At 62.8% G+C, this 17,459-nt stretch carries 16 protein-coding genes; 2 read left to right on the top strand and 14 right to left on the bottom strand.

The genetic code is table 11. The features are described 5' to 3' along the window. Position 1 precedes the first annotated feature (1 nt). From nuoL to C163_RS17270, 12 genes are all read right to left on the bottom strand, one after another. Positions 2-1,855, bottom strand: a complete 1,854-nt coding sequence (gene nuoL, locus C163_RS17325) for an NADH-quinone oxidoreductase subunit L (protein ID WP_025339925.1) — start codon at positions 1,853-1,855, stop codon at positions 2-4. Further along, a complete protein-coding gene (nuoK, locus tag C163_RS17320) occupies positions 1,852-2,160 on the bottom strand; it encodes an NADH-quinone oxidoreductase subunit NuoK (RefSeq protein ID WP_003251446.1) in 309 nt (102 codons plus the stop codon). Before nuoK ends, nuoL begins: the two co-directional genes overlap by 4 nt. A gap of 3 nt (positions 2,161-2,163) precedes the next feature. Next, the gene (nuoJ, locus tag C163_RS17315; protein WP_003261007.1) at positions 2,164-2,664 is read right to left on the bottom strand and encodes an NADH-quinone oxidoreductase subunit J; all 501 of its coding nucleotides are present in this window, start codon (positions 2,662-2,664) and stop codon (positions 2,164-2,166) included. 10 nt (positions 2,665-2,674) lie between these two features. Next, the gene (gene nuoI, locus C163_RS17310) at positions 2,675-3,223 is read right to left on the bottom strand and encodes an NADH-quinone oxidoreductase subunit NuoI (RefSeq protein ID WP_003251442.1); all 549 of its coding nucleotides are present in this window, start codon (positions 3,221-3,223) and stop codon (positions 2,675-2,677) included. Positions 3,224-3,234: 11 nt separating this feature from the next. Further along, complete coding sequence (gene nuoH / locus C163_RS17305; protein WP_003251440.1) at positions 3,235-4,242, bottom strand: NADH-quinone oxidoreductase subunit NuoH; 1,008 nt, start codon at positions 4,240-4,242, stop codon at positions 3,235-3,237. After that, complete coding sequence (nuoG, locus tag C163_RS17300; RefSeq protein WP_025339924.1) at positions 4,239-6,953, bottom strand: NADH-quinone oxidoreductase subunit NuoG; 2,715 nt, start codon at positions 6,951-6,953, stop codon at positions 4,239-4,241. Before nuoG ends, nuoH begins: the two co-directional genes overlap by 4 nt. Before the next feature lie 132 nt (positions 6,954-7,085). Continuing rightward, positions 7,086-8,450 carry an NADH-quinone oxidoreductase subunit NuoF gene (gene nuoF, locus C163_RS17295; protein ID WP_025339923.1) on the bottom strand — a complete coding sequence of 455 codons (1,365 nt, stop codon included), beginning with the start codon at positions 8,448-8,450 and terminating at the stop codon, positions 7,086-7,088. Beyond that, positions 8,447-8,944, bottom strand: coding sequence for an NADH-quinone oxidoreductase subunit NuoE (nuoE, locus tag C163_RS17290; protein ID WP_003251433.1), 498 nt, complete (start codon positions 8,942-8,944; stop codon positions 8,447-8,449). Before nuoE ends, nuoF begins: the two co-directional genes overlap by 4 nt. A gap of 2 nt (positions 8,945-8,946) precedes the next feature. After that, complete coding sequence (gene nuoC, locus C163_RS17285) at positions 8,947-10,728, bottom strand: NADH-quinone oxidoreductase subunit C/D (RefSeq protein WP_013973384.1); 1,782 nt, start codon at positions 10,726-10,728, stop codon at positions 8,947-8,949. A 78-nt stretch (positions 10,729-10,806) separates the two neighbouring features. Continuing rightward, positions 10,807-11,484, bottom strand: coding sequence for an NADH-quinone oxidoreductase subunit B family protein (locus C163_RS17280; protein ID WP_003251429.1), 678 nt, complete (start codon positions 11,482-11,484; stop codon positions 10,807-10,809). A 9-nt stretch (positions 11,485-11,493) separates the two neighbouring features. Next, positions 11,494-11,907 carry an NADH-quinone oxidoreductase subunit A gene (locus tag C163_RS17275; RefSeq protein ID WP_003251427.1) on the bottom strand — a complete coding sequence of 138 codons (414 nt, stop codon included), beginning with the start codon at positions 11,905-11,907 and terminating at the stop codon, positions 11,494-11,496. A 383-nt stretch (positions 11,908-12,290) separates the two neighbouring features. Further along, positions 12,291-12,953 carry a lysoplasmalogenase gene (locus tag C163_RS17270; protein ID WP_025339922.1) on the bottom strand — a complete coding sequence of 221 codons (663 nt, stop codon included), beginning with the start codon at positions 12,951-12,953 and terminating at the stop codon, positions 12,291-12,293. Between the two features lie 196 nt (positions 12,954-13,149). Here C163_RS17270 and C163_RS26650 point away from each other — a divergent pair, with 196 nt between their 5' ends. Beyond that, positions 13,150-13,317, top strand: coding sequence for a DUF3077 domain-containing protein (locus tag C163_RS26650; protein ID WP_081742296.1), 168 nt, complete (start codon positions 13,150-13,152; stop codon positions 13,315-13,317). A gap of 229 nt (positions 13,318-13,546) precedes the next feature. On the opposite strand, the gene aceA is transcribed toward C163_RS26650, so the two are convergent. Together aceA and C163_RS17260 are read right to left on the bottom strand one after the other, a co-directional pair. Further along, positions 13,547-14,872: an isocitrate lyase gene (gene aceA, locus C163_RS17265; protein ID WP_013973380.1), complete on the bottom strand. Its 1,326-nt coding sequence runs from the start codon at positions 14,870-14,872 to the stop codon at positions 13,547-13,549. A gap of 489 nt (positions 14,873-15,361) precedes the next feature. After that, positions 15,362-16,126 (bottom strand): secretin N-terminal domain-containing protein, encoded by a 765-nt coding sequence (locus C163_RS17260; RefSeq protein ID WP_177325766.1) that lies wholly within the window; start codon positions 16,124-16,126, stop codon positions 15,362-15,364. A 126-nt stretch (positions 16,127-16,252) separates the two neighbouring features. On the opposite strand from C163_RS17260, the gene C163_RS17255 reads away from it, so the two are divergent. After that, positions 16,253-17,425, top strand: coding sequence for a hypothetical protein (locus C163_RS17255; RefSeq protein ID WP_025339920.1), 1,173 nt, complete (start codon positions 16,253-16,255; stop codon positions 17,423-17,425). Positions 17,426-17,459: the final 34 nt, after the last annotated feature.

Genomic DNA, 17,459 nt, shown 5'->3' with positions numbered 1-17,459 from the left:
GTCATACCGCGGCCACTACCACAGCGCCGAGTACCAGCACTGCGCCAACGGCGATCGAAGCGGTGTACCAGCGCAGCTGGCCGGTCTCGGTCTTGCTCATGGCGACGTGGCCGCCGCGAGCCAGGCGAGGGATCAGGCCGATGCTGCGGTCAACCGGGTCCTTGCGCAGGATGTGGCTGATCAGCAGGTAAGGTTTGACGAACAGCTTGTCGTAGATCCAGTCGAAGCCCCAGGCGGCGAACCACCAGGCCGACAGGACACGACCGATACCGCTGTTGGCGACGGCGCTGACGAAGCGGCGCTTGCCTAGGAACAGCAGGGCCGACAGCAGGATACCGGCGATGGCGATGGCGCCCGAAGTGAGCTCCAGCGCATGCTTGGCTTCGCCACCGGCGTGGCCGGCGCTTTCAGGCAGCACGCCTGCCAGCGGCGGGGTGATCCAGGCGCCGACGAAGGTCGACAGCACGATCAGCACGCCCAGCGGCAGCCAGTGGCTGATGCCGTGGCCAGCGTGGGCTTCGGTCTTGGCTTCGCCGTGGAAGGCGATGAAGATCAGGCGGAAGGTGTACAGCGAAGTCATGAACGCACCGACCAGGCCGGCGTACAGCAGGCCGGTGTTGCCGCTGGCGAAGGCTTCCCAGAGGATTTCGTCCTTGGAGTAGAAGCCCACGGTCACGATCGGCAGGGCAGCCAGGGCAGCGCCACCGACCACGAAGCTGGCGTAGGCCAGCGGCAGTTTCTTCCACAGGCCGCCCATCTTGAAGATGTCCTGCTCGTGGTGGCAGGCAACGATCACCGCACCGGAGGCAAGGAACAGCAGGGCCTTGAAGAAGGCGTGGGTCATCAGGTGGAAGATCGCCGCGTCCCAGGCACCAACGCCCAGGGCCAGGAACATGTAGCCGATCTGGCTCATGGTCGAGTAGGCGAGGATACGCTTGATGTCGGTCTGCACCAGCGCGGCGAAGCCGGCCAGTACCAAGGTCACGCCACCGACCACGCCTACCAGGTGCAGGATGTCCGGCGCCAGCAGGAACAGGCCGTTGGTACGGGCGATCAGGTACACGCCCGCGGTCACCATGGTTGCCGCGTGGATCAGCGCGGAGACCGGAGTAGGGCCGGCCATCGCGTCGGCCAGCCAGGTCTGCAGTGGCAGCTGGGCCGATTTACCGACCGCACCACCCAGCAGCATCAGGGTTGCCAGCACCATCCAGGTGTCGCCAGCCTGGAACTTCTGCGGGGCCAGCACCAGCAGCTCCTGCACGTTCAGGGTACCCAGCTGGACGAACAGGATGAACAGGCCGATGGCCATGAACACGTCGCCGATACGGGTGACGATGAATGCCTTGAGTGCCGCGTTACCGTTGTTGCGGTTGCTGTAGTAGAAACCGATCAACAGGTACGAGCACAGGCCCACGCCTTCCCAGCCGAAGTAGATGAACAGCAGGTTGTCGCCCAGCACCAGGAACAGCATGCTGGCGATGAACAGGTTGGTGTACGCGAAGAAGCGCGAGTAGCCGGCTTCGCCACGCATGTACCAGGAGGCGAACAGGTGGATCAGGAAGCCGACACCGGTGACCACGCCGAGCATGGTGACCGACAGGCCGTCCAGGTACAGGGTGAAGTTCGGCGCGAAGCCGTCCACCGACATCCACTGCCACAGCAGCTGGCTGTACGCGCCGCCCTCAGGCGGGGCGACGTTGAATTGCCAGATGACGTAGGCGGCGGTGGCGGCCGAAAGGCCTACCGAGCCGACGCCGATCAGGGCGGACAGGTTCTCCGAGAACCGCCCGCGCGAGAACGACAGCAGCAGGAAGCCGACGAGGGGGAAGACGAAAGTCAGGAAGAGAAGGTTCATCCGCGCATCTCACTGGCAGCATCGATGTCGAGAGTGTGGAAGCGGCGATACAGCTGCAGCAGGATGGCCAGGCCAATACTGGCCTCGGCGGCTGCCAGGCTGATCACCAGAATGAACATCACCTGGCCGTCGGGCTGGACCCAACGGGCACCGGCGACGACGAACGCCAGGGCAGAGGCGTTCATCATGACTTCCAGGCTCATGAGCACGAAGAGGATGTTGCGGCGGACCATCAGGCCAACCAGACCTAAGCAGAACAGGATGCCGGCGACCGCCAGACCATGCTCGAGAGGGATAGCACCCATGATTTACTCCTTCGCCTCGTTGCGGCCCAGGTGGAAGGCGGTGACGGCCGCGGCCAGCAGCAGCATCGAAGCCAGTTCGACCACCAGCAGGTAGGGGCCGAACAGGCTGATGCCGACTTCTTTCGGGCCCACGGTGGTACCGCTGATGCCGGCGCCGCTCGGGGTGACGAACAGCACGTACAGCAGCTCCAGCAGCAGCAGGGCGGCGAGGATCACCGGCCCGGCCCAGATACCGGGCTTGAGCCAGCCCCGTTCCTGGGCGACCGAAGCCGGCCCGAGGTTGAGCATCATCACCACGAACACGAACAGCACCATGATGGCGCCGGCGTAGGCGATCACTTCCAGGGCGCCGGCGAACGGCGCACCCAGGGCGAAGAAGATCATGGCCACGGAAATCAGCGAAATGATCAGGTAAAGCAAGGCGTGCACGGGGTTGGTGCCGGTCACCACCCGAAGGGTGGAGACCACGGCGATCCCGGATGCGAAGTAGAAAGCGAATTCCATCTTTCTGTCCTTATGGGAGCAAGCTCTTCACGTTGATCGGCTCGGCTTCGTTCTGTGCAGAGCCCTTCGGCTTGCCAGCGATTGCCATGCCGGCAACACGGTAGAAGTTGTAGTCAGGGTTCTTGCCGGGGCCGGAGATCAGCAGATCTTCTTTCTCGTACACCAGGTCCTGACGCTTGAACTCGGCCATTTCGAAATCCGGAGTCAGCTGGATCGCGGTGGTCGGGCACGCTTCTTCACACAGGCCGCAGAAGATGCAGCGCGAGAAGTTGATGCGGAAGAACTCCGGGTACCAGCGGCCGTCCTCGGTCTCGGCCTTCTGCAGCGAGATGCAGCCGACCGGGCAGGCCACCGCGCAGAGGTTGCACGCTACGCAGCGCTCCTCGCCATCGGGGTCGCGGGTGAGGACGATGCGGCCGCGGTAGCGCGGCGGCAGGTACACGGGCTCTTCGGGGTATTGCAGGGTGTCGCGCTTGCGGAACCCGTGGGAGAACACCATTGCCAGGCTGCGCAGCTGGGTGCCGGTGCCCTTAACGATGTCGCCGATATACTTGAACATGGGTCAAATCCTCACTGGGCCGCGACGGCTGGCGTGTTGTAGAGCACGATCGCAGCGGTCACCAGCAAATTGATCAGGGTCAGCGGCAGGCAGAACTTCCAGCTGAAGTCCATCACCTGGTCATAGCGTGGGCGCGGGATCGAGGCGCGCAGCAGGATGAACAGCATGATGAAGAACGCGGTCTTCAGCGCGAACCACAGGAACGACAGTTGCGGCAGGATGCCGAACGGGCCGTGCCAGCCGCCGAAGAACAGGGTTACCAGCAGCGCCGAGATGAGGATGATGCCGATGTACTCACCGACGAAGAACATGCCCCATTTCATGCCGGCATACTCGATGTGGTAGCCGTCGGCCAGTTCCTGTTCCGCTTCTGGCTGGTCGAACGGGTGACGGTGAGTCACGGCGACGCCAGCAATGAAGAAGGTGCAGAAGCCGAAGAACTGCGGAATGATGAACCACAGGTTCTGGGCCTGGTATTCAACGATGTCGCGCATGTTGAACGAACCCACCTGCACCACCACGCCCATCAACGCCAGGCCCAGGAACACTTCGTACGACACGGTCTGTGCCGAGGCACGCAAGCTGCCCAGCAGGGCGTACTTGTTGTTCGACGACCAGCCGGCGAACAGCACCGCGTAGACCGACAGGCCGGCCATGGCGAAGAAGAACAGCAGGCCGATGTTGAGGTCGGCGACGCCCCAGGTCGGGGTGATCGGGATGACCACGAAGGCGATCAGCAGGGCGCTCATGGCCACTACCGGTGCCAGGGTGAAGATCACGCGGTCGACGAAGGGCGGGTTCCAGTCTTCCTTGAAGAACATCTTCAGCATGTCGGCAGCGATCTGGAACATGCCGAACGGGCCGACGCGGTTCGGACCGTAACGGTCCTGCCACCAGCCCAGCAGGCGGCGCTCGACGAAGCTGAGCAGCGCGCCGCAGACCACCACCGCCAGCAGGACCACGATGGCCCGCAGCACGGTCAGGATCACATCGATCACTTCGGGGGTGAACCAGCTCATTGTGCTGCCTCCTGCAGACCTTCGACGGATGCACCGAAGATGGCAGGCGGAATGCCGGCCAGGCCTTTCGGCAACGCGACCAGGCCAGCGCCCAGCTCTTCATTGATACGCAGCGGCAGGCGCAGGGCCACACCGGCAACGTTCAGGCTCAGCAGGGCACCGTCGTTGACGCCCAGGCGGTCGGCTTCGGACTTGGCCAGGGCCACGTAGGCTGCCGGGATGCGCTCTTGCACCGGGGCGGCGCGCGAGGAGCTTTCTTCGCTGCCGAACAGGTGGAAGAACGGCACGGCAGTCCAGGTGCCACGGGCCGGGTTGAAGGCGCCCGGAATGGCGTTGAACCAGTGCAGGCGGTCGCCTTGCGATTCGATCAGGCGTACGCCCGGGTCACCGGCACGCAGGTGGCCACCGACCTCGTCCTGGAACTTGTTCCAGGCTTGCGGCGAGTTCCAGCCCGGCGACCAGGCGAACGGCACCTGCTGGCGCGGTTCGGCCGAACCCGAATAGCCTTCCATCGAGAAGGCGAACGCGGTGTCCTTGTCTTGCGGGGTACGCGGCTCGTGCACGCTGATGTTGGCGCGCATGGCGGTACGGCCGGAGTAGCGCAGCGGCTCACGGGCCAGTTTCATGCCCTTGATGCGGAACGCGGCGCTTGGCGCGGCGTTGACGATGCCGGCCAGTTGCGGGGCGGCTTCGGCGCAGGCGCTGGTGACGTGGTCCAGCTGGGTCCAGTCGACCGGCTTGTTCAGCAGGGTGGCACGCAGGGCGTGCATCCAGCGCCAGCCTTCGTGGATCTGGATGCTGCTGTCCAGGTATTGCGGGTCGAAGACCTGGAAGAAGCGCTGGGCGCGGCCTTCCTGGCTGACCAGAGTACCGTCGCCTTCGGCGAACGAGGCGGCCGGCAGCACCAGGTGGGCGCGGTCGACAGTCGGGGTTTTCGAGTGGTCGGCAACGATCACTACCTTGGCCGCGGCCAGGGCTGCATCAACCTTGGCGGCCGGTACGCGGGCGTACAGGTCGTTTTCCAGCACGACGATGGCGTCGGCCTTGCCGCTGATGACCGCGTCCAGCGCGGCATCGACCGACTCGCCACCGAGCATGGCCAGGCCGAGGCTGTTGGCCTCAGGCACCACCAGGCTCAGCGAGCCGTTCTTCTCGCGCAGCTTCAGCGCCTTGGCGATGTTGGCGGCGGCTTCGATCAGCGCCGGGTCGGCCAGCGAGGTACCGGCTACGACCAGTGGGCGCTTGGCTGCGACCAGGGCGTCGGCGACGCGCTGGGCCAGGGCTTTCGCTTCGGCGTCCAGGCCTTCTACGGCAGGGGCGCTCGGGTCGATGGCGTGGGCCACGGCGAAACCGATGCGGGCCAGGTCGGCCGGGGCGGCGTGCACGCATTCTTCGGCAACGTCGTCCAGCTTGGTTTCAGCCAGCGAAGCGATGAACAGCGGGTACAGCGCGTGCTGGCCGATGTTCTTCACGGCGGCGTCGAGCCACGGCTGCACCTTCATCGCTTCGGCCATGGCCTCGGCCTTGCCCTTGGTGGCCTGACGCACGGCCAGGGCGACGCGGGCAGCGGTCTGGGTCAGGTCTTCACCGAGCACGAACACGGCGTCGTGGTCTTCGATGTCGCGCAGGGTCGGCACCGGCAGCGGGCTGTTGTTCAGCACGTTCAGGGCCAGGCGTACGCGGGCCAGTTCGCCGGCTTCCATACCCGAGTAGAAGTACTCGGCACCGACCAGCTCACGCAGGCCGTAGTTGCTTTCCAGGCTGGCGCGTGGCGAGCCGATACCGACGATGGTACGGCCGCGCAGCAGGTCGGCGGCCTTGTCCAGGGCGGCGTCCAGGCCCAGCTTGGTGCCGTCGGCCAGGTGTGGCTGGCGTGGGCGATCCTTGCGGTTGACGTAGCCATAGCCGAAGCGGCCGCGGTCGCACAGGAAGTACTGGTTGACCGAACCGTTGAAGCGGTTTTCCACCCGACGCAGTTCGCCGTAGCGCTCGCCCGGGCTGATGTTGCAGCCGCTGGAGCAGCCGTGGCAGATGCTCGGGGCAAACTGCATGTCCCACTTGCGGTTGTAGCGCTCGGAGTGGGTCTTGTCGGTGAACACGCCGGTCGGGCAGACCTCGGTCAGGTTGCCGGAGAATTCGCTTTCCAGCACGCCGTCTTCGACGCGGCCGAAGTACACGTTGTCGTGGGCGCCGTAAACGCCCAGGTCGGTACCACCGGCATAGTCCTTGTAGTAGCGCACGCAGCGGTAGCAGGCGATGCAGCGGTTCATCTCATGGGCGATGAACGGGCCGAGGTCCTGGTTCTGGTGGGTACGCTTGGTGAAACGGTAGCGGCGCTCGTTGTGGCCGGTCATTACCGTCATGTCCTGCAGGTGGCAGTGACCGCCTTCCTCGCACACCGGGCAGTCGTGCGGGTGGTTGGTCATCAGCCATTCGACGACGCTGGCGCGGAACGCCTTGGACTCTTCATCGTCGATGGAGATCCAGGTGCCGTCGGAGGCAGGGGTCATGCAGGACATGACGATACGACCGCGGGTGTCGTTCTCGTCGGTGTACTGCTTGACCGCGCACTGCCGGCAGGCGCCAACGCTACCAAGCGCCGGGTGCCAGCAGAAATAAGGGATGTCGAGGCCGAGCGACAGACAGGCCTGTAACAGGTTGTCTGCACCGTTGACTTCGAGCGCTTTGCCGTCTACGTGGATAGTGGCCATTGTTCAAAGTTCTTCGTTGGCCCGCGTGAGCGGGCGTGGCTAATGGAAATCGGTGAGCTTGCGACACGCCACGATTTCTCGGGCCTGCCGGCAAGCTGGCGAGTGGCACGGACCACCCGCCTAATCATCTTGTTATGCGCCGACCACGATCGGCTTCGCCAGGTTCGGACGCAGCGCATCGCCAGCACCAGCTGGAGCGACACCTGCCTCGAATTCCGAGCGGAAGTATTTGATGGCACTGCCCAGCGGCTCGACGGCACCTGGTGCGTGAGCACAGAAGGTGCGGCCAGGGCCGAGGAAGTTGACCAGGCCCAGCAGCGTCTCGATGTCTTCGGCGCGGCCCTGGCCTTTTTCCAGTGCGCGCAGCATCTTCACGCTCCACGGCAGGCCGTCACGGCATGGTGTGCACCAGCCGCACGACTCGCGGGCGAAGAACTCTTCCATGTTGCGCAGCAGCGAAACCATGTTGATGCTGTCGTCCACCGCCATGGCCAGACCGGTCCCCATACGGGTGCCGACCTTGGCGATGCCGCCGGCGTACATCTGCGCGTCGAGGTGCTCGGGCAGCAGGAAGCCGGTACCGGCGCCGCCTGGCTGCCAGCACTTGAGCTTGAAGCCGTCGCGCATGCCGCCGGCATAGTCTTCGAACAGTTCGCGGGCGGTGACGCCGAACGGCAGTTCCCACAGGCCCGGGTTCTTCACCTTGCCGGAGAAGCCCATCAGCTTGGTGCCGTGGTCTTCGCTGCCTTCGCGGGCCAGCGACTTGTACCAGTCGTTGCCGTTGGCGACGATGGCCGGGACGTTGCACAGTGTTTCGACGTTGTTCACGCAAGTCGGCTTGCCCCACACGCCAACGGCGGCAGGGAAGGGCGGCTTGGAGCGCGGGTTGGCGCGGCGGCCTTCCAGCGAGTTGATCAGTGCGGTTTCTTCACCACAGATGTAGCGGCCGGCACCGGTGTGCACGAACAGCTCGAAATCGAAACCGCTGCCGAGGATGTTCTTGCCCAGCAGGCCGGCGGCCTTGGCTTCCTCGATGGCGCGGTTGAGGTTTTTCGCTGCGGTGGTGTATTCGCCACGCAGGAAGATGTAACCACGGTAGGCCTTCAGGGCGCGGGCGCTGATCAGCATGCCCTCGACCAGCAGATGGGGCTGTTGCTCCATCAGCATGCGGTCCTTCCAGGTGTTCGGCTCCATTTCGTCCGCGTTGCACAGCAGGTAGCGGATGTTCATGGATTCGTCTTTGGGCATCAGGCCCCACTTCACGCCAGTGGGGAAGCCTGCACCACCGCGGCCCTTGAGGCCGGAGTCCTTGACGCTTTGCACGATGTCGTCGGCCGACATCTGCGCCAGCGCCTTGCGGGCGGCAGCGTAGCCGTTCTTCGATTCGTACTCGGCAAGCCATACCGGCTCGCCGTCGTCACGCAGGCGCCAGGTCAGCGGGTGGGTTTCGGCCGTGCGCGCGATGCGGTTGGCCGGGCCGAAGGAAGTAATGGTCATACGTAACCCTCCAGCAGTTTGGAAACGCCAGCCGGCTGCACGTCACCGAAGGTGTCGTCGTCGATCATCAGCGCCGGGGCCTTGTCGCAGTTGCCCAGGCAGCATACCGGCAGCAGGGTGAAGCGCCCGTCGGCGGTGGTCTGGCCCAGGCCGATGCCCAGTTCGCTTTGAATCTGGCTGACCACGGATTCATGGCCGCCGATGTAGCAGACCATGCTGTCGCACACGCGGATGATGTGGCGGCCGACCGGCTGACGGAAGATCTGGCTGTAGAAGGTGGCGACACCTTCGACGTCGCTGGCCGGGATGCCCAGTACTTCGCCGATGGCGTGGATGGCGCCGTCCGGCACCCAGCCACGTTCCTTCTGGACGATCTTCAGGGCTTCGATGGACGCCGCGCGCGGGTCCTCGTAGTGATGCATTTCGTGCTCGATGGCCGAGCGCTCGGTTTCGCTCAGGGCGAAACGGTCTGTCTGGATAAGCGTGCTGTTCATGCTTAGCGGTCCACGTCAGCCATAACGAAGTCGATACTGCCCAGGTACGCAATGAGGTCGGCGACCATGCTGCCTTTGATCACCGAAGGGATCTGCTGCAGGTGCGGGTAGCTCGGGGTACGGATCCGGGTGCGGTAGCTCATGGTGCCGCCATCGCTCGTCAGGTAGTAACTGTTGATGCCCTTGGTCGCCTCGATCATCTGGAACGACTCGTTGGCCGGCATGACCGGGCCCCACGAGACTTGCAGGAAGTGCGTGATCAGGGTTTCGATGTGCTGCAGGGTGCGCTCTTTCGGCGGCGGCGTGGTCAGCGGGTGATCCGCCTTGTACGGGCCTTCCGGCATGTTGCGCAGGCACTGGTCGATGATGCGGATACTCTGGCGCATCTCCTCGACACGGACCATGCAGCGATCGTAGGCATCGCCGTTGTGGGCCAGCGGTACTTCGAACTCGAAGTTCTCGTAGCCGGAGTAGGGGCGGGCTTTACGCAGGTCGAAGTCGCAACCGGTGGCACGCAGGCCGGCACCGGTGGTACCCCAGGCCAGGGCTTCCTTGGTGTTGTACGCGGCAACGCCGATGGTACGGCCCTTGAGGATGCTGTTCTGCAGGGCAGCCTTTTCGTACTCGTCGAGGCGCTTGGGCAGCCATTCGACGAAGTCCTTGACCAGCTTGTCCCAGCCGCGCGGCAGGTCGTGGGCGACGCCACCGATGCGGTACCAGGCCGGGTGCAGGCGGAAGCCGGTGATCGCTTCGATCACGGTGTAGGCGCGCTGGCGGTCGGTGAAGGTGAAGAACACCGGGGTCATGGCGCCGACGTCCTGGATGTAGGTACCCAGGAACAGCAGGTGGCTGGTGATACGGAAGAACTCGGCCAGCATCACGCGGATGGTGTCGACCTTCTGTGGCACCTTGATGCCGGCCAGCTTCTCGACCGCGAGCACGTACGGCAGGTTGTTCATTACCCCGCCGAGGTAGTCGATGCGGTCGGTGTAGGGGATGAAGCTGTGCCAGGACTGGCGCTCGGCCATTTTCTCGGCGCCACGGTGGTGGTAGCCGATGTCCGGTACGCAGTCGACGATCTCTTCACCGTCCAGCTGCAGGACGATACGGAAGGCACCGTGCGCGGAAGGGTGGTTGGGGCCGAGGTTGAGGAACATGTAGTCCTCGTTGGCGCCCTGGCGCTTCATGCCCCAGGCTTCCGGGTTGAAGCGTGCCGATTCCTCTTCAAGCTGCTGCTTGGCCAGGGTCAGGCTGTAGGGATCGAACTCGGTGGCGCGGGCCGGGTAGTCCTTGCGCAGCGGGTGGCCTTCCCAGGTGGGCGGCATCATGATGCGGCTGAGGTGCGGGTGGCCGGCAAAGTCGATGCCGAACATGTCCCAGACTTCGCGCTCGTACCAGTTGGCGTTCGGCCAGATACCGGTCACGGTCGGCAGGTTCAGGTCGCCTTCGCTGAGCGACACCTTGATCATCACATCGCTGTTACGCTCGATCGACAGCAGGTGGTAGAACACGCTGAAGTCGGCAGCTGGCAGGCCGCGGCGCTGGGTGCGCAGGCGCTCGTCGACGCCGTGCAGGTCGTACAGCATGCTGTACGGTTTGGCCACGCCGCGCAGGAAGCTGAGCACTTCCTTGAGCTGCTCGCGCTTGACCCACAGCACGGGCATGCCGGTGCGGGTTTCCTGGGCGACGAATGCTTCGGCGCCAAAACGGTTGTGCAGTTCGACGACCACATCCTGGTCGTCAGCCTTGTAGGGCGGAATGAAAATAGCGTTGTCCGCTGTCATGGTCTCGGTCGCTTTGGGTCAACGTTAAGAATGAAGCCAGGCCGCCGGCTCCAGGGGAGCGGGCGGCAGGTCGCTGGATCAGACTTCGTCGGGGCTGCGCAGGTTGGTTACTGCAATGCGCTGCTCACGACGCAGGTCTTTCTGGGCTGGCATCTCGGCACGGTAAATACCTTGATCACCAACAACCCAGGAAAGCGGGCGTCGTTCTTGGCCGATCGACTCCTGCAGCAGCATCAAGCCTTGCAGGAAAGCCTCAGGGCGTGGCGGGCAGCCAGGCACATAGACGTCCACGGGGAGGAACTTGTCGACCCCCTGAACGACCGAGTAGATGTCGTACATGCCGCCGGAGTTGGCGCACGAACCCATGGAGATGACCCATTTCGGCTCGAGCATCTGCTCGTACAGGCGCTGGATGATCGGCGCCATCTTCACGAAGCAGGTACCGGCGATGACCATGAAGTCGGCCTGACGCGGCGATGCCCGGATGACTTCGGCGCCGAAGCGGGCGATGTCGTGGGGTGCCGTGAAGGCCGTGGTCATTTCCACGTAGCAGCAGGACAGGCCGAAGTTGTACGGCCAGAGGGAGTTCTTGCGGCCCCAGTTGACCGCGCCACGCAGCACATCTTCAAGCTTGCCCATGAAGATGTTCTTGTGGACCTGGTCCTCCAGCAGTTGATCGGTGACGGTTTCCCGTTCACCGACCGGGTACTGCTCGTTGGGCGCATCCGGATCGATTCTGGTGAGATTGTATTGCATGCCAAAGCCTCATTGTTTCAGCTTCGCTTGCCGCTTGCGGCGACCTTCGGGAGCCCAATCAAGTGCCCCGACGCGCCATAGGTAGACAAGACCAGCCAACAGAATTGCTATGAAAACGAGTGCTTCGACGAATCCGGTCCAGCCGCTTTCGCGGACGGACACAGACCATGCAAAGAGAAAGAGGGCTTCGATATCGAAGATCACGAACAGCATCGCGACCAGATAGAATTTGGCGGACAGGCGCAGGCGGGCGCTGCCGACGGGCAGCATGCCGGATTCGAAGGGTTCGTTCTTGGCGCGGCCCCAGGCCTTGCTACCGAGCAGGCTGGACAGGCCGAGCATGAAGGCGCACAGGCCGACGACACCCAGGAGGAAGATGGCAAAGCCCCAGTTGTGGGCGATGAGTCCTGCCGAATCGGACATGCTAGAGATCCTTATACAGAGACCCAGCTCTGCAGTCTGAAATAAGTGTAGAGCGGCGACTTGGTGTCGCACATGCAGTGACCAAATGTCGCAGCTGAATCAATCGCGCTGATTTTATGGGTAAACCCCGTGCAAGTAAAATTTCTGTCGCAAATTTATTCGTAGGATTAAGTACAAAAGCCGCTTGTAACTGGCTGAAAGCCTTGAGATTCGGGCATTGCGTGCGGTTTTGTTAATTATGTTTCTTGCGACGGGTAACGAATTGCAAGTTTCGAAATGATAATTGATATCATTTGACCTGATGCCTGATATTTCCCCTGTTCTGCGTCTTGTAAAGTTCATCTGGCGATTCCCCCTACTTGCAAATGCGAAAAACGCCTGTTCTAGCAGCTTTCGACACCGCTTGCCCCGCTCTGGGTCAATACTTTATCGATTGAGCGATGACTGGCTGATGAAGCGATCGCCCACTGGCCGAGCCAGTAGGTGAGGATGATCAGGTACGGCGCGGAGGCGAACGGGCTGACGAAGCGGTCGATACCGATCAGGCTGTCGGAGAGCACGAACAGGCAGGCGCCGAGCGCGGCGAGCCCGCCGCAGGCCAGGGCGCGCCAGAGCATGGCGCTGATGGCCAAGGCATAGAGCACGACCGGGATCAGTAGCGGGCCGAGGCCGTGGCTGGCCAGTACGCCGAGCAGAGTGATACCGGTGATGGCGCTCAGCAGCAGTGCGGGCAGGGCTGGGCGCAGGGTCTGGCTGCAATATGCGCGCAGGTAGGCCAGGTGGGCGCAGAGGAAGGCGGCCAGGCCGAACACGAACAGGTCGGCGGGGGTGGCCAGCAGGATGTCGCCGAGTACCGAGAATGCCAGGCCGAGGGTGATCCAGCGGCGGTAAGGTGTGGCGGGAGCACTGCGCAGCCAGGCGATCAGGGCCAGTACCGGGAACGGTTTCGCCAGCAGGGCGAGCAGGGTGTTGTCGCTGGCCAGTGCATATATATAGAGGGCGGCGGCGACCAGGGCGAGAATCATCAGGTGGCTTGGACGAAGCATGGGCGGTCCTTGCGGCTGTGCTGCCTCAAGCATAGACCTGATCGTGGGTTTTGCTTCCTCCTGTACCGGCCCTTTCGCGGGCATGCCCGCTCCCACAGGATCACCGCAGTCATCAAGACTTGCACGGTACTTGTGGGAGCGGGCGTGCCCGCGAAGAGGTCAGCCCAGGCAGTCGAGAATTTTCAGGGATAAAACAATGACCACCTTCTACCAAGGCGAAAACGGCACTCACCCACTGTTCCGCATCGAGCCAGGCATTCCCTGTCGCGACGCCCGCGAGCAGTCTTCGGAATTGATGGGTTACGTGCGCGAACTGACCATCACCGGCCTGATGGATGATGCGGAACTGGGCATGAAGCACTGAGGTAGTGCAGGGCTTCGCGATTGCTTTGTAGGAGCGGCCTTGTGTCGCGAAAGGGCCGCAGAGCGGCCCCGGGATTTAAGCATCGAGGCAAAAAATGCTGGGGCTGCTTTGCAGCCCTTTCGCGACACAAGGCCGCTCCTACAGGGTCCGTGTGTTCCTGGGTACAGACCAAAAAGAAAGGCCCGGGGCTTCAACAAGCCTCGGGCCTTTCTTCAACAGCAACCCACTATCAGTGGAACTGCTCTTCCTCGGTCGAACCGGTCAGTGCCGTCACCGACGATGCGCCACCCTGGATCACGGTGGTCATGTCGTCGAAGTAGCCAGTGCCCACTTCCTGCTGGTGCGCCACGAAGGTGTAGCCTTTGTTGGCGTCAGCGAATTCCTGCTCCTGCAGCTTCACGTAGGCGGTCATGTCGTTGCGGGCGTAGTCGTGCGCCAGGTTGAACATGCCGTGCCACATGTTGTGGATGCCGGCCAGGGTGATGAACTGGTGCTTGTAGCCCATTGCCGACAGCTCGCGCTGGAACTTGGCGATGGTCGCGTCGTCCAGGTTCTTCTTCCAGTTGAAGGAAGGCGAGCAGTTGTACGACAGGATCTGGTCCGGGTACTCCTTCTTGATCGCTTCGGCGAAGCGGCGGGCTTCGTCCAGGTCCGGCTTGGCGGTTTCGCACCAGATCAGGTCGGCGTACGGCGCGTAGGCCAGGCCGCGGGCGATGGCCTGGTCGAGGCCGGCGCGTACCTTGTAGAAGCCTTCACGGGTGCGCTCGCCAATCACGAACGGCTGGTCGTACGGGTCGCAGTCGCTGGTCAGCAGGTCGGCGGCGTTGGCGTCGGTACGGGCCAAGATGATGGTCGGCACGCCCGATACGTCAGCTGCCAGGCGCGCGGCCACCAGCTTTTGCACGGCTTCCTGGGTCGGTACCAGCACCTTGCCACCCATGTGGCCGCATTTTTTCACCGAGGCCAGCTGGTCTTCGAAGTGCACGCCGGCGGCGCCTGCTTCGATCATGTTCTTCATCAGCTCGTAGGCGTTCAGTACGCCACCGAAACCGGCTTCGGCGTCGGCCACGATCGGTGCGAAGTAGTCGATGTAGCCATCGTCGCCTGGGTTCTTGCCAGCTTTCCACTGGATCTGGTCGGCGCGGCGGAAGGCGTTGTTGATGCGCTTGACCACGGTCGGTACCGAGTCGACCGGGTACAGCGACTGGTCAGGGTACATGGACTCGGCGGAGTTGTTGTCGGCGGCAACCTGCCAGCCGGACAGGTATATGGCCTGGATGCCGGCCTTGACCTGCTGCACTGCCTGGCCACCGGTCAGGGCGCCCATGCAGTTGACGAAATCTTTTTCTGGGCGGAAGGACGGGTGGGCACCTTCGGTGACCAGCTTCCACAGTTTTTCTGCACCCAGGCGGGCCAGGGTGTGCTCCGGCTGCAGGGAGCCACGCAGGCGAACGACATCAGCGGCGGTGTAGGTACGGGTCACGCCTTTCCAGCGCGGGTTCTCGGCCCAGTCTTTCTCGAGGGCTGCAATTTGCTGTTCGCGTGTCAGTGCCATGGAAATAAACCTCGTCGCATCGATCTTGGGGTAATTGTGCTGATGCTCGGAGCAGATCAGGAGCTGGCGGCTGTCCTGTTCGCAGGAGTGCGGCGGCGAACGCGAAGGCTCGAAGGGGAAGGGTGTGCAGGCCAGGCGAAAGGGTGCTCCGGCAGGTTGGCTCGTGGTTGCCTTGCTGCGGTGCTACGCGATTGCCAGTACTGCGGTGATGCGCTTCCGTCCCTCGGGACAACTTCTTCGTTGCAGTCGCAATCCCGTCGAACCGCCTTGTGGGCCGTATAGACACGAGACGCCTCCAGGGGTGGGAGGAGTGCGCCTCGAAGGCCCTTGCCAGGGCCCCTGATTAGCGGGAGCGAGGCCATCATGCCCTTGGGAAAAAGACCCTGTCAAATGTTTTGTAGTGGTTTTTTTCACTTACTACATCTTTGGTCTAATGCGACTTGGCAGTCAGTTTCAAGGCCTTTGGTCGAGGCCTTGAATTGCCTGGGATCAGTCGAGAAGGTCGACTTTGACACGCAAAGTCATGTTTTCACCCCGTTGGGTGCTGTAACTGTGGCTTGACGCGCTACGGTCGGCTTGGCTCTGCTGGTTGTAGCCGGCCAGGGTGATCCATTCTCCGAGCTTGCCGGTGATTGTCGTGTCGGTGCTTTGCACTTTCACTACATCAGCACGTTCCTGGCTGATGCGGTCATTATTGGTGCTTATTTGCAGACGAACCGTATCACCACTCAAGCTGGGGGTGACGTAGAAACCCTGGGTCACGTTGCGGTATTCGGTATTGCTCTGGATGCGCCCGTAGCCGTCGGTGCTGGTGCTGGTGATCGGGATGCTCTGGCCAACCTGGATCAGCGCCGGCTGGCCTTCGCTGGCCTGAATCTGCTGCATGCCGCCATCACGGTTGCTGGTGCCGTAGTGGATGACACGTGCGTTGCCACGGTTGTCCTGGAAGTTGCTGTCGTTGTTGTCGACGCTGATCAGCAGGCGCTTGGGGGCGGTGTCCAGCTGTTGCAGCAGGGTGCGCAGGTCGTCGATGCGCTCGGGGCTGGCGTTGACGATCAGCTTGTTCTCGAAGGCGCTGACCGTGCCGTCCTTGCCGATGAATGCCTGGGCGGCGGGCAGCAGTTCGGCGCTGCTGCGGTGTTGTAGCGGCAATACCTCGGTGGCGGCTTGGGCAGTGAGGCTGGCGGCCAGCAGCAAGGCGGCAAACAGGGGGCGTAGCGGCATGTCCATGATCTCCGCAGGTGGAATCAACATGATGGCAAATTTAGCGGCTGGCTGCCGGATCTGGATCACGTCGGTGATGTGGCTGAGTGGGTGATTTATCGGGTTTTATCTTGTAGGCTATAAATTATAGTCATCAAGATAATTGAGGGTAATTGCATGTCACCCATCCGCCCGCTTCTACGTCGTGATCAGTTGGCCAAGGCTCTGGGCCAAGACCTGGCCGGCGAGTCGCTGGTCGATTACAGCTCGGGCATGTTCCTCGCCGCGCCCCGACGTACGGGCAAGAGCACCTTCCTCAACAACGACTTCATTCCGGAATGCGTACAGCGCGGCTGGCTACCGGTTTACGTCGACCTGTGGTCGGACCGCGACGCCGCGCCGGCAGAACTCATCAGTGGCGCCATCGGTGCTGCGCTGGGCAGCTTCGAAGGTGCGCTGGCCAAGGCTGCGAAAAAGGCCGGTATCGACAAGATAAACCTGCTGCGTACCCTCAGCTGGGATTTTACTCGCCCGCAGCTGCCTGAGGGGACTACCTTGGCTCAGGCACTTGCCGTGTTGCATCAAGTGTCGGGGCAGATGGTGGTACTGATCATCGACGAGGCCCAGCATGCCCTCAACAGCGAAGATGGCCTGAATGCGATGTTTGCGCTGAAAGCCGCGCGTGACCATCTCAACCGTGGCGACCGCCCGGACGGCTTGCGTCTGGTGTTCACTGGCTCCAGCCGCGACAAGCTGGCCAACCTGGTGCTCAAGAGCAAGCAACCCTTCTTTGGGGCCAGCATCACGCCATTCCCCTTGCTGGGGCGTGAGTATGTCGAGTTCATCACTGATTTGTGGAACCGGCGCCTGGCCGCCAGCAACCAGTTCAAGGTCGAGGACCTTGTGTATGCTTTCGAGTTGGTCGGGCGCCGCCCTGAAATGCTCAACAAGCTGTTGGCCGAAGTGAGCGTGGGCCTGGGTGAGGCGGGCAACCTGGGTGAATTACTGCGCACAGGGGCGCTCAATCATCAGGCGGGCGTTTGGAGTGACTACGAAAGCGCCTGGAACGACCTGTCAGCCTTGCAACAGGCAGTGCTTGAGGTAATGGCCGAGCGCACGTTGGGCCGGCAGCCGTTTTCGCCATTTACCGAGCAAACCTTAGGGGATGTGAACCGTAAGCTGGAGCAGGCCCGGGCGGAAATCAACGCCAGCACGACCAGCGTCCAGAAGGCCCTCGATGCCCTGCGTGACAAGGAGCTGGTATGGAAGGCCAATCGCGGAGAGTACGCGCTTGAGGATGCATCCATGGCTGAATGGCTTGCGCGGGACAAGGCGGCGGGCCGCAGCTGAACCTTTGATCTACCCCACCAGTCGCACGCACAGG

The sequence above is a fragment of the Pseudomonas sp. FGI182 genome (genome assembly GCF_000511325.1).
In the GTDB taxonomy this organism is placed as follows: domain Bacteria; phylum Pseudomonadota; class Gammaproteobacteria; order Pseudomonadales; family Pseudomonadaceae; genus Aquipseudomonas; species Aquipseudomonas putida_Z.
Note: the sequence above shows the minus strand (reverse complement) of the source record. Positions and strands in the feature narration are given on the sequence as shown.

Excerpts from the sequence above, each read along its gene's own strand:
- nuoL (WP_025339925.1), bottom strand. The coding sequence starts at position 1,855 with ATGAACCTTCTCTTCCTGACTTTCGTCTTCCCCCTCGTCGGCTTCCTG.
- nuoK (WP_003251446.1), bottom strand. The coding sequence starts at position 2,160 with ATGGGTGCTATCCCTCTCGAGCATGGTCTGGCGGTCGCCGGCATCCTG.
- nuoJ (WP_003261007.1), bottom strand. The coding sequence starts at position 2,664 with ATGGAATTCGCTTTCTACTTCGCATCCGGGATCGCCGTGGTCTCCACC.
- nuoI (WP_003251442.1), bottom strand. The coding sequence starts at position 3,223 with ATGTTCAAGTATATCGGCGACATCGTTAAGGGCACCGGCACCCAGCTG.
- nuoH (WP_003251440.1), bottom strand. The coding sequence starts at position 4,242 with ATGAGCTGGTTCACCCCCGAAGTGATCGATGTGATCCTGACCGTGCTG.
- nuoG (WP_025339924.1), bottom strand. The coding sequence starts at position 6,953 with ATGGCCACTATCCACGTAGACGGCAAAGCGCTCGAAGTCAACGGTGCA.
- nuoF (WP_025339923.1), bottom strand. The coding sequence starts at position 8,450 with ATGACCATTACTTCCTTCGGCCCGGCCAACCGCATCGCGCGCACGGCC.
- nuoE (WP_003251433.1), bottom strand. The coding sequence starts at position 8,944 with ATGAACAGCACGCTTATCCAGACAGACCGTTTCGCCCTGAGCGAAACC.
- nuoC (WP_013973384.1), bottom strand. The coding sequence starts at position 10,728 with ATGACAGCGGACAACGCTATTTTCATTCCGCCCTACAAGGCTGACGAC.
- C163_RS17280 (WP_003251429.1), bottom strand. The coding sequence starts at position 11,484 with ATGCAATACAATCTCACCAGAATCGATCCGGATGCGCCCAACGAGCAG.
- C163_RS17275 (WP_003251427.1), bottom strand. The coding sequence starts at position 11,907 with ATGTCCGATTCGGCAGGACTCATCGCCCACAACTGGGGCTTTGCCATC.
- C163_RS17270 (WP_025339922.1), bottom strand. The coding sequence starts at position 12,953 with ATGCTTCGTCCAAGCCACCTGATGATTCTCGCCCTGGTCGCCGCCGCC.
- C163_RS26650 (WP_081742296.1), top strand. The coding sequence starts at position 13,150 with ATGACCACCTTCTACCAAGGCGAAAACGGCACTCACCCACTGTTCCGC.
- aceA (WP_013973380.1), bottom strand. The coding sequence starts at position 14,872 with ATGGCACTGACACGCGAACAGCAAATTGCAGCCCTCGAGAAAGACTGG.
- C163_RS17260 (WP_177325766.1), bottom strand. The coding sequence starts at position 16,126 with ATGTTGATTCCACCTGCGGAGATCATGGACATGCCGCTACGCCCCCTG.
- C163_RS17255 (WP_025339920.1), top strand. The coding sequence starts at position 16,253 with ATGTCACCCATCCGCCCGCTTCTACGTCGTGATCAGTTGGCCAAGGCT.